Origin of the sequence: Nonomuraea sp. NPDC026600 (assembly GCF_040638335.1) — a bacterium.
Taxonomy (GTDB): Bacteria; Actinomycetota; Actinomycetes; order Streptosporangiales; family Streptosporangiaceae; genus Nonomuraea.
This window is the reverse complement of record NZ_JBEZYD010000034.1, coordinates 88,049-98,775: the sequence shown is the minus strand read 5'-3', so window position 1 is coordinate 98,775 and position 10,727 is coordinate 88,049. Positions and strand designations below refer to the sequence as shown.

12 protein-coding genes are annotated in these 10,727 nt (G+C 70.8%); 3 read left to right on the top strand and 9 right to left on the bottom strand.

Annotation, left to right across the window (positions count from 1 at the left end; genetic code table 11):
* Positions 1-47 precede the first annotated feature (47 nt).
* Both AB0F17_RS49445 and AB0F17_RS49440 read right to left on the bottom strand, forming a co-directional pair.
* Positions 48-992 carry an alpha/beta hydrolase gene (locus AB0F17_RS49445; RefSeq protein ID WP_358038619.1) on the bottom strand — a complete coding sequence of 315 codons (945 nt, stop codon included), beginning with the start codon at positions 990-992 and terminating at the stop codon, positions 48-50.
* Positions 993-1,037: 45 nt separating this feature from the next.
* Positions 1,038-1,673, bottom strand: coding sequence for a hypothetical protein (locus AB0F17_RS49440; protein WP_358038615.1), 636 nt, complete (start codon positions 1,671-1,673; stop codon positions 1,038-1,040).
* 252 nt (positions 1,674-1,925) lie between these two features.
* Here AB0F17_RS49440 and AB0F17_RS49435 point away from each other — a divergent pair, with 252 nt between their 5' ends.
* Entirely contained in the window at positions 1,926-2,795 is an 870-nt protein-coding gene (locus AB0F17_RS49435) for an MEDS domain-containing protein (RefSeq protein ID WP_358038612.1), read from the top strand.
* Positions 2,785-3,558 (top strand): ATP-binding protein, encoded by a 774-nt coding sequence (locus AB0F17_RS49430; protein WP_358038609.1) that lies wholly within the window; start codon positions 2,785-2,787, stop codon positions 3,556-3,558. Before AB0F17_RS49435 ends, AB0F17_RS49430 begins: the two co-directional genes overlap by 11 nt.
* 11 nt (positions 3,559-3,569) lie before the next feature.
* Here the strand turns inward: AB0F17_RS49430 and AB0F17_RS49425 are convergent, their stop codons facing one another.
* The 6 genes from AB0F17_RS49425 to AB0F17_RS49400 all read right to left on the bottom strand — a co-directional run bounded on the left by AB0F17_RS49425 (position 3,570) and on the right by AB0F17_RS49400 (position 8,886).
* Positions 3,570-4,487 (bottom strand): LLM class F420-dependent oxidoreductase, encoded by a 918-nt coding sequence (locus tag AB0F17_RS49425; protein WP_358038606.1) that lies wholly within the window; start codon positions 4,485-4,487, stop codon positions 3,570-3,572.
* A gap of 101 nt (positions 4,488-4,588) precedes the next feature.
* Positions 4,589-5,539, bottom strand: a complete 951-nt coding sequence (locus AB0F17_RS49420) for a catechol 2,3-dioxygenase (protein WP_358038603.1) — start codon at positions 5,537-5,539, stop codon at positions 4,589-4,591.
* A gap of 11 nt (positions 5,540-5,550) precedes the next feature.
* Positions 5,551-6,633 carry a 4-oxalomesaconate tautomerase gene (locus tag AB0F17_RS49415; protein ID WP_358038600.1) on the bottom strand — a complete coding sequence of 361 codons (1,083 nt, stop codon included), beginning with the start codon at positions 6,631-6,633 and terminating at the stop codon, positions 5,551-5,553.
* Between the two features lie 99 nt (positions 6,634-6,732).
* Positions 6,733-7,443: a 4-carboxy-4-hydroxy-2-oxoadipate aldolase/oxaloacetate decarboxylase gene (locus AB0F17_RS49410; RefSeq protein WP_358038598.1), complete on the bottom strand. Its 711-nt coding sequence runs from the start codon at positions 7,441-7,443 to the stop codon at positions 6,733-6,735.
* Positions 7,440-8,192, bottom strand: a complete 753-nt coding sequence (locus AB0F17_RS49405; RefSeq protein WP_358038595.1) for a PIG-L deacetylase family protein — start codon at positions 8,190-8,192, stop codon at positions 7,440-7,442. The genes AB0F17_RS49410 and AB0F17_RS49405 overlap by 4 nt, the downstream gene beginning before the upstream one ends.
* Positions 8,193-8,235: 43 nt before the next feature.
* Entirely contained in the window at positions 8,236-8,886 is a 651-nt protein-coding gene (locus AB0F17_RS49400; RefSeq protein ID WP_358038593.1) for a GntR family transcriptional regulator, read from the bottom strand.
* Positions 8,887-9,080: 194 nt separating this feature from the next.
* Here AB0F17_RS49400 and AB0F17_RS49395 point away from each other — a divergent pair, with 194 nt between their 5' ends.
* A complete protein-coding gene (locus AB0F17_RS49395) occupies positions 9,081-10,439 on the top strand; it encodes an aromatic acid/H+ symport family MFS transporter (protein WP_358038590.1) in 1,359 nt (452 codons plus the stop codon).
* A 59-nt stretch (positions 10,440-10,498) separates the two neighbouring features.
* On the opposite strand, the gene AB0F17_RS49390 is transcribed toward AB0F17_RS49395, so the two are convergent.
* Positions 10,499-10,687, bottom strand: coding sequence for a hypothetical protein (locus AB0F17_RS49390; RefSeq protein ID WP_358038587.1), 189 nt, complete (start codon positions 10,685-10,687; stop codon positions 10,499-10,501).
* Positions 10,688-10,727 lie beyond the last annotated feature (40 nt).

Below are 10,727 nucleotides of genomic sequence, written 5' to 3'. Positions count from 1 at the left end.
TGGGGGGACAGTTGATCCGCCCCTTACCCTGAGTCGTAGATCGTCACTCAGGGTGTTTTGGCGCGAGCTCGCCGGACGAACTCCCGGATGGTCTGAGCCAGTCTCGCCGGCTGGTCCAGGGGGATGAGCGTGTAGCTGTCCGCTATCTCGGCCAGCCGTCCTTGCGGGAGGAGTTCGGCCAGGCGCCGGCCGTGCTCGGGCGGCATCACACGGTCGCCGACGGCCCAGACCACGAGGGCGGGGCGGTCGAAACTCGGCAGGCGTTCGGCCGCGGCGAGCAGGAGGCCGGGGTCCGCCGCCGCCGCGCGCAGCGCTCGCACGGCGTCCCGGCGGATCCCGGCCTGCCGCATGACCGGCTTCACCCAGCGGGCGGTGGCGGCGTCTCCTCGCTTGGTCAGCCACCCGAACGTGATCGGCAGCCGCCGCAGCGGCCGAAGCCGCATCTGCTGCATGAACAGCCCGAACATCCGGGGCGGGAGCTTGCCGGTGAGTACGAGCGTCTTGCCGGTCAGCCCGGGCGGGAAGTTGTCGAAGGCGTCGCATGAGGCGAGCACGACCCGTCCCACGCGCGCGGCGCCGTCGCACATGAGCAACTGGACGAGCGCCCCGCCGGTGTCATTGCCGACGAGGGTGACGTCATGCAGATCGAGCCGGTCGAGGAACTCCGCGACCAGCCGCGCGATCGCGGGAAGCGACAGGTCGGCGTCGGCGCGCATCGGGTGACGATGCGCGCCGAGGGGCAGGGTCGGTGCCACGCATCGGTGGTCGGCGGACAGATCGGCGATCGGTCCGTCCCACAGTGAGGCGTCCATCATCAGCCCGTGCAGCAGCACGATCGTAGGGCCATCGCCACCGGTGTCCTCGTAGGCGATCGTCCCGGCGGACAGCTCGATCTCCTTCATGCCGACGCACTCGGTGCCGTCGCTGGTGAAGCGGACCTTCTCCCGCTCCGTGGATCCCCGCATGCCGACCTCCAGGTGGTTCACGTTCATCTTCGATGAAGTGAACCACCTGGTTCGCAAATTGTCCATGCGCGGCTATTCGGCGGCGGTCTCCTCTCGCTCCAGCGCGCGGGCCAGGGCCTCCAGCCCCGCGGCGATCCCCGCGGTGTCCCCGCTGGTCGCCCACTCCACCAGGAAGCCCCGGAGCGTCGCGAGAACCATCTCGGCGACCTCGATCTTGCGCTGTTCCGGCCAGCCCGCCGGGCAGATCGACACCAGCATGGGCAGGTACTGCCGCGAGGCCTCCCTGCCGAGCCAGCCATAGCGGTCGGGGTCGTACATCGCCAGGCCGATGGCCTGATCGAGGACCCGCAGTCCCGACTCCGCTCTCATGAGGACGGGCCACACGGTGCGCACCCAAGCCCCCAGCGTCTGGCGGCCAGGTTCCCGGGTGGTGGCGGCCAGCGCGTTGCCGATGCGTCTTTCGCGCAGCTTGATGATTGCCTGCCTGAGCAGGTCGTCGGCTCCGTCGAAGTGGTAGAGCAGCACCTTGTGCGTGGTCCCGGCCGCCCGCGCGGCGCGCCGCAGCGAGAAGTCCACGAGCCCGTTGACCGCCAGGTCGTCGGTGACGCGATCCAGGAGTTCCCGGCGCCTGGCCTCGCCGCGCGGCGACCCCGCCGACCGCCGGTAGGCCGCCTGACCCCTTGAGACGTCGCCGGCAGAAGTGTTCACAGCGTCCCCTTCGGTCGCCCGTTCTCCCACAGTGAATGCACGGGCCGACATTAACCCGCCGACCGCTTCAGCATGGACGGCCTGGCTGAGCTGCGGCGCCGTCTCGCGTGTGGGTTGGTGTCCATTGGGCAGATGGCACACCGGTAGTGCGGGTCACGGGGTCCGGGATGCTCCGCAGCCTGTTGATCACTACTCTAAGTTCCGCAGCGATGCGGGCTCCGGGAGGTGGCCGCTGTCGGGAAGGTGACATGGGTGACGGTCGGTGCTGAAACGCAGATCACGGATCTGACGATCAACGATCACGCCTGCCTGACGTTCGGTGAGCACGAGGAGCTGCTCGATCTCACCACGGCCTTCGTACGGGATGGGCTGGCCGAGGGTCAGCGCGTCGTCTGGCTGACAGAAGAGCCGACGCGCGGCCTGGCGGAGCTGGGACGGCGGGGCGTGGTCGCGCAGGAGGCCACGACGGCCGGGCGCATGACGGTCATGGCCTGCCAGGACGGACTGCTGGACGGGCAGGGGTTCACGGTGGAGCACGCCACGCGGTGGCTGCACGGTCAGATGGCACGCACGGCGCGCGAAGGCTATCCGGGACTACGCGTGGCGCTCGACATGAGCTGGGCCTTACAGCCCGTGAGCGGCATCGAGCAGTTGCCGGCCTTCGAGGAGGAGATCGCGGCCACGCTGTCGGGTGGCGGCGCGGCGGTGCTGTGCCAGTACGACCGCGAACGCTTCGACCCGATCACGCTCGCCTCGGTCTCCGGATTTCACACCCGCACGGTCGCCGCGGCCACCTATCATCACGACGCGTTGCTGCGCATCTGCCGCCAGTACGCGCCGCCGGGAATCCGGCTGGCCGGGCAGATCGATCGGTCGGCCGAAGGCGCGCTCAGGCTGGCCTTGAGCGAAACCATCCGGGTTGACGGCGACATCACCGTTAACATGGCGGAATTGTCGTTCATCGACCTGTATTGCGCTCGTATGATCATAGATGCCGCCCGTAGCCTGCCCACGCCTCGCAGAGCCGTACTGCGCTGCAGCCCTGCGACCCACACGCGATTCCTCCTGCTCGGTGCGTCCGCGATGCCCGGAATCAGCTTGGTGACCGCTCATGATGGCTAGCCGTCCGCCGTCGTCCGGCGGGCTGGACGGTCAGCGGGACATGAAGCGGCCCGTTGAGCCGGAGACCCTCTTGGAGCAGCCCTTCGACCGCGACTCGATGTACGCGCTGCGGGCGACGCTGGAGGCGCACGCGATCCGGGCCGGCCTGCCCGAGGGCCGAAGCACCGACCTGGTGCTCATCGGGCACGAGCTGGCCAGCAACGTCATCCTGCACGGCTCCGGGAGGGGATGGGTGCGCCTGCGTGTCGTGGACGACATGCTGCGCTGCGAGGTCATCGACGGCGACGCCACCTCCCCGGAGCAGGAGACTCCCGGATGGCCGTACGAGTTCGGGCACGGGCTGTGGATGGCCCGCTGCCTCAGCGACCTGCACGCCGTGAGCCGTGGCCCCGCGGGCACCGTCGTCACCGGCGGCTTCACCCTTCCCCGCTCCGTTCCCACGGCCTTCCAGCTGACCCGCCACGACCGCGGCGACCGCACCACACTGACTCTGGCGGGCAACCTCGACCAGCGGACCGCCTCCGACGTCATCGCCGCCGTCCAGGCCCTGATCTCGACGACGACCTCCCTCCGGCTCGTCCTGGACCTGAGCGGCATGACGTTCTGGGACTCCACCGGCATCACCGCGCTCGTCACCTCGCAGGCGAACGTCGCCGCCACGCCAGGCGCGACCATGACCTTGGCTGGGCTCACCACCGAGTACAAGGGGCGTCTCGACTCCATCAGCTTCATCCCGTTCACCTACGAGAACGCCGGCGACTAGCCCAGGCGACATCAGGTCGAGGTCAGATCGCTCCGGGCCAGGACGCGCAAGTGCTCCAGCACGTCGCCGGCGGTCTCGGCGAGCGGCTGGACGCAGACGTGGTCCGCGCCGGCGTCGAGGTGAGCCCGTACCCGCTCGATGATCGTCTCCGGGTCGCCCCACGCCACGATGGCGTCGACCAGCGCGTCGCTGCCGCCGTTGGTGAGGTCCTTGGCATCCCAGCCCAGATCGAGCAGGTTGTTCGTGTAGTTCGGCAGGGCGAGGTAGAGGGACATGAAACGACGGGCGGTCCGCCGCGCCCGATCCGGGTCGGTGTCGAGCACGACCGTCTGTTCCGGGGCCAGCACGGGATCGGGGCCGAGGATCGCGCGGGCGCGGGCGGTGTGCTCGGGGGTGACGAAATAGGGGTGCGCGCCCTGGGTGCGCGTCGCGGCCAGGTCCAGCATCTTGCCGCGCAGGGCGGCCAGCAGCCGTGGGGCCGGGTGCGGCAGCGGGCCGCCGTACTCCGTCGCGTCCATGGCGTCGAGGTAGGCGCGCATCGCCGACACGGGTTTGGCGTAATCGTGGCCCCTCGACGACACCAAGGGCGCGTGGCTCACGCCCAGGCCGAGCACGAAGCGGTCGTCGAACGCCTCCGCGAGGGCGTTCGCGCCGTTCGAGGCGGCGGTGGCGTCGCGGACCCAGATGTTGGCGATCCCGGTGGCGATCAGCATCCGCCGTGTCGCGCCGAGCAGGATCGCCGAATGGGCCAGCGCCTCCTTGCCCTTCGGGCTCTCTCCTATCCACAGTGTCCCGAAGCCCAGGTCCTCCAGCTCGGCGGCCGCTTCCCGCTCGAACGACGCCGGCTCGCCGCTCAGCGCGCTGTTCCAGACCCCTACTCGGCCCATGCGCCGCTTCAGCGCCGCGACATCGATCGTCATCTCGGGCATCACACCTCCACCATCCGTTGACTCGCGCATCTCACGATACGTAGCGCATCACCGGGGCTGGTTAATGCCCGATTCACGGGTTGACTTGATCCCGCGGCGCCTCAGCCGAGCGGAGGGGTGCCGTGCGTGTGGAAGGACTCGATGGTCTTCAGCCCCCAGGCCTGTCCCTTGGCGCGTTCCGCCTCCGTCCAGGTGATCAGCGGCCAGTCGGGGGCGAGCACCAGGCGGGTGAGCGGGTTGCACAGCTCGACGCGGTTGCCGCCGGGCTCGTAGACGTACAGGAAGAACGTCTGCTGGATCGCGTGCTTGTGCGGTCCGGTCTCGATGTGGACGCCGTTGTCGAGGCACAGGTCGGCGGCGCGGAGGATGTCCTCGCGGCTGTCGGTGGCGAACGCGATGTGGTGCAGGCGCCCCCGCGTGCCCGACCGGTCCTCGGTGTAGACCACGTCGTACGACTTGTTGGTGAAGGTCAGCCACTGCGCGCTGACCTTGCCGGAGTTGAGCACGATCTGCTCGGTGGGCCTGGCCCCGAGCAGCCGGTACGTGAAGTCGGCGTTGGGGGCGACCTCGGCGGCGAGGTAGTTGACATGATCGAGCCGCCGCACGCCGACACCTTGGCAGGGCTTGGCCTGCGGCTGGTTCTTCAGCCCGGGGCGCAGCTCGGGCGGCGCCTGGTACCACTCGCTCTCCCAGTAGAGGGCGATCTCGTGCCCGTCGGGGTCGCGGGTGACGTACAGGGGCCCGATCCCGGGCTCGTCCTCCACCCACGAGCCGGTCAGGCCGGCGTGCTCCAGCGCCTTGACCCGCGCGTTCAGCGCCTCCTCGCTCGACGTCCGCAGCGCCGTACGGCGGATGCCGGACGTGGCGTGGGCGATGAGCGTGAGGCTGTGGTGCTCGTAGTCGTCCCAGGTACGGAGGTGGACCGAGTCGCCCGAGCGGCCGCTCTCGGTCATGCCGAGCAGCTGGGTGAAGAACCACAGGCTGCGGTCGGGGTCGGGGGTGAGGAGCTGGACATGCCCGAGATGGGCGATGTCCCCCAGGGGCGGGGCCATGAGGAGCCTTCCTAGGAGTCGGATGGGCGCGGGTGGACCGTGCCGTCGAAGATCTTGCGGGCGGTGCGGACGACGGCCGTACGGGCCGCGTGAAGAGAACCGGACGTCCCCTCCGCGACGGTGGTCTCGACGTCGAGGAACCCCGTCGGATGCTCGACGCGCAGCCGGCTCCCGGCGCCGGGGAGCACGGCGAGGTCGCGGCCGGTGCCGCCGGGGACGAGCAGGCCGGCGGCGACGCTCGCCGCGCCCAGCACGCCGATGGAGGTGTGGCAGCGGATCGGGATGAACGTACGGGTGCAGACGGCGCCGCCATCGCGGGGCGGCGCGAGCAGGGTCAGTTTGGGCACGGTCGTGTCGCGGACGTCGCCGAGGCCCATCAGCTTCCCCGCCGCGAGGCGTATCTCGCCCAGCCGGGCGGCGAGCGCGGTGTCGCCCTCCAGTTCGGCCGGGCTCTCGTAGCCCGTGACGCCGAGGTCGGCCGCCCGGACGAGGATCACCGGCATGCCGTTGTCCACGCACGTCACCTCGACACCGGCCACGTCGTCGCGGGCGTTGCCGGTCGGCAGCAGCGGCCGCTGGTCCTCGCCGCCGGGGAACTCGATCACGATGGCGGCGGCGGTTCCCGGCACGCCGGAGATCTCCGTCGAACCGTCGTAGCTCACCACCCGGCCGGGGCTCGGGAAGGTCGCCGCGGCCAGGTCGCCGGTGTTGAGCATCCGGATCCGTACGGTGGTCTCGCCGTCGGCGGCCCGGACCAGTCCGCGTTCGACGGCGAACGGGCCCACTCCGGCGAGGAGGTTGCCGCAGTTCTGCCGGTCGGAGACCTCGGCGGTCTCGACGCCCGTCTGCAGGAAGAGGTAGTCGACGTCCGCGGCGTCGTCGCCGGAGCGGGAGACGACGGCCACCTTGCTGGTCAGCGGGTGCGCGCCGCCCAGGCCGTCGATCTGGCGCGGGTCGGGGCTGCCCATGACGCGCAGCAGCAGGTCGTCGCGTGCCGCCCGGTCGGCCGGCAGGTCCTCGGCGAGGAAATAGGCTCCCTTGGAGGTGCCTCCGCGCATCAGCATGCAGCGCAGACCGCGCTCGCCGGCGCTCACGTCACGGCCCTCTCGCGGTAGCGCTCCTCGGCCGTCCTCTCGCGGTCGCACTTCTCGGCCGTCATGTCGCCGTCCTCTCGCGGTCGTACCTCTCGGCCGTCATGTCGCAGTCCCCTCGCGGTCGTACTCCTCCGCCGTCACGTAGCGCACGCCCAGCCGCGCCAGCGTCTCGCGCAGGCCGTAGCGGTCGAGGCCGAGCTCGCCGGCGGCGAACGCCGCTCGGGCGGCCTCCTCCTTGGCCGTCCTGGCCTCGGCCGCCTTCACGGCCGTGGCGACGAGGTCGCGGGGGACGCACATCACCCCGTCGTCGTCGGCGAGCACCGCGTCGCCGGGCCTGATCACCTGCCCGCCGACCACCACGGGCACGTTGACCGAGCCCGCGGTCGCCTTGACCGTGCCCTGCGCGCAGACGGCCGCCGACCAGACGGGGAATCCCATCGCCCGCAGCTCCGCGGTGTCACGTACGCCGGCGTCGATCACCAGCCCGCGCACGCCGCGCCGCCGCAGCGCCGTGGCGAACAGCTCCCCGAACATGCCGTCGGTGGACGGCGAGGTGGTGGTGACGACCAGCACGTCCCCCTCGTGGCACTGCTCGACCGCCGCGTGGATCATGAGGTTGTCGCCGGGCCGGCACAGGACGGTGACCGCGGTGCCGCTCATGCGCACGCCCTGCTGGATGGGCCGCAGCCCGGGGCCGAGACTTCCCGCGCGGCCCAGTGCCTCGTGCACCGTGGCCACTCCGAACCCCGCCAGCGCGGCCACCTCGGCGGCGTCGGCCCTGGACGGGCCGGTGACGATCACCCCGGTCATGCCAGCACCGCCGTCACCTGGGGGTAAGGCCGCATGTACGCCTCGCCGTACGTCGTGTGGGGCAGCCCCAGATTCGGGCCGGCGTTGCGCTTGAGCTGCACTCCGCGGCGCGTGGCCAGGTCGGTGTAGTAGTCCCACATGTGCCGCTGGGCAGGCAGGCACTCCATCGCCTTGCGCTTGGTGTCGAAGACCTCGGTGATGTCGAGCAGCACCTGCGGGGTGAAGCCGCACATCTCCGGCTGGTGGGGCTCGAAGAAGAACACCGGCGGCGCGCCGAGCGGCTCACCCGAGGCCGGGTAGCCGATCGCCTGCGCCAGGACGCGGGCCTGCAGCGCCATCCGGGCAGCCGCGGGGTGGTCGCCGTTGTAGGGATCCTCCAGCGGATGCGTGAGCACCACGGTCGGCACCACCTCGCGGTAGACGCCTACGAGCTCGTCCGCGAGCTCCGGCGTCTCCCGCAGCGGGTAGTCACCGGCGTCCAGGAACCGGATGCCGGCCCCCAGGGTCGCGGCGGCCTGCTCGGCCTCGGCCCGCCGCAATTGTTTGATCTCGTCGAGGGATCTGCCTTCGCGCCAGGCCTTCGCGGACTCGCCGCGTTCGCCGAAGGACAGGCACACGATGGTCACCTTCTCGCCCCGCGCGGCGGCCAGGGCGATCGCCCCGCCCGCGCGCCAGACGAAGTCGCCGGCGTGCGCGCTGATGACCAGGGTGGACTGCGCGGGAGCTGCCGGCTTCCCGTCGTCGGTCATTGTCGTTCTCCTCGCGGTATGGGGGTTGGGCCGGCGGAGGGCGTCATTCGCGCAGGGCTTCGATGACGCTGGCCAGGTGGGCGTGCGCGGCCACCTGGGCCGCCTCCGGATCGCGGGCGCGGATCGCCTCGATCAGCGCCAGGTGCTCGTTGAGGGACTTCTGCGGCCGCCCGGGGCGCAGGGCGAGCTGGAAGCGGTGCCGGACCAGCTGGGCGTTGAGCCGCTGCAACAACTCGACCGCGACCTGCTGTCCGGAGATGTCGCGGATGTAGGCGTGCAGCTCGTGGTTGAGCGCCGAGTACGTCAGCGGCTCGCCGTCGGCGACCGCCTTGACCATCGCCTGGCCCAGGGCCGCGAGCTCGGACGACTGCTCGTCGGTGGCCTGCGCCGCCGCCTTGGCCGCGCACAGCCCCTCGAGGACCATCCGGCACTCGGTGATGGCGACCGCCTCCTCGACGGAGACGACCCGCACCCGGGCGCCCCGGTTGTGAATGCGCTCCACCAGCCCCTCGGCGGTCAGGTCGATCAGCGCCGCCCGGATGCTCCCTCGGGTCACCCCGAACCGCTCCGCGAGCTCGCCCTCGACCAGGCGCTGGGCGGGAGCCATCTCACCCTGCGTGATGGCCTCGCGCAGGCCCGTGAGCGCGTGCTGTTTCGCCTGCTCACCGCTGATCGGGCCGTCTTCGTACGGCATCGGCCGCCCTTCCTCTGTACGTGCGTGTCGAGGCTAAATCTAGGGCAACAAAAATGTCAACAATCTTGTTCGCCATATTGCCAACAGAATTCTGGCAAGTTACGGTCGGCGGCACCGGGCTGGCCCGCACCCCCACCGCCGCCACACCTGATCGCGATTCCACCCCCCCAGGAAACCTTCTGAGAGGAATCAGGATGTCCTCCACCCCACCTGCCGTCGCCTCGGGACGGCCCACCAGGCTCGTCGTCCTGGTGATCGCCTTGTGCTGGATGGTCGTGCTCTTCGACGGGCTCGACATGTTCATGTACGGGGCCGTACTGCCCAAGATGCTCGACGACCCCACCCTGGGCCTGACCGCCGCGAAGGGCGGCGAGATCGGCAGCTACGCCACCTTCGGCATGCTCGTCGGCGCGCTCGCCGCGGGCACCGTCACCGACTGGGCGGGCCGCAAGAAGGTCATCGCCGGATGCTGCGCGCTGTTCTCGATCGCGTCGGCCGTCTGCGCCGCCGCTCCGTCGCTCGGCGTGTTCGGCTTCGGCCGCCTCCTGGCCGGTCTCGGTCTCGGCGGCCTGCTGCCGATCGCGATCGCCATGGTCGTCGAGTACGCCCCGCGCGGCCGCGGCAACCTCATGATCGGCGTGCTCATGACCGCCCACCACGCGGGCGGCATCCTCGCCTCCGCGCTGAGCCTGTGGCTGGTGGCGCCCTTCGGCTGGCGCTCGCTGTACTGGGTGGGGGTCGTGCCGCTGATCATCGCGGTGCCGCTCGTCGCCCGGTTCCTCCCCGAGTCGCTGGGCTTCCTGGTGACCCGTGGCCGCCGCGACGAAGCCGAGGCGCTCGCCCGCAGGCACGGCGTCGATCTGGCCGAGTTCCCCGCCGGTCAGGACGCCTCGGCCGCCCGCGCCGACCGCTGGGCCGGCCTGCGCGGCCTGTTCCAGAACTCCCTGTGGCTGCCCACCGTGCTGTTCTGGCTCGCCTCCTTCGGCGGCCTGCTGCTGGTCTACGGCGTGAACACCTGGCTGCCGACCATGATGCGCGCCAACGGCTACGAACTCGGCTCCGCACTCGGCTTCCTGCTCGTCATCAACCTCGGCGGCATCGTGGGCATGCTCGTCGCGGGGCGGATCGCCGACCGCTTCGGTGCCACCCGCGTCTCCGCGCTGTGGTTCGCGCTCACCGCCGTCGGCACCTTCCTGCTGGGCATCCGCATGCCCCTGCCGATCACCTACGTCGTCGTCTTCCTCACCGGCGTGTGGCTGTTCAGCGCCCAGACGATGGTGTACGCGGCGGTCGCCGGACGCTTCCCCACCGAGAGCCGGGCCACCGCGCTGGGCTGGACCGCCGGCATGGGCCGCTTCGGCGCGGTCTTCGGGCCCTGGCTGGGCGGCGTCCTGCTGGCCAACCACGCTCAGAACTGGGGCTTCACCGTGTTCGCCATCACCGCGGTCTTCGGCTCGATCATGATCACGCTGAGCGGCCGCAGCGGCAGGCCGTCCGCTCCGTCCACCCCGTCCGTCCCTTCCGGGCGGCCCGGTGATGCCGTGGCCACCTGACGCGGTGGCGGGCGCGGCTTCCGGGAGCCGCGCCCGCAGTCAGCTCTGGGGTGAATCGGTCAGGGGGCGACGGGCAGTAGCCGTGACGCGGAGCCCTGAACGTGAACGATCGAGTGCCGGGCAGGCACCAGTCCCGTCCAGGTGTCGGGCTTCTCGCCGGTGCCGGGGTTGCGGGCGTACCGCAGATGCGACCCATCGGCGATGATCAGCCGGATCTCTCCACGCTCCCGATGACCAACACCGATCACCCTGACACACCAGAAGAGGCCACCGCGAGATCGTCAGAAA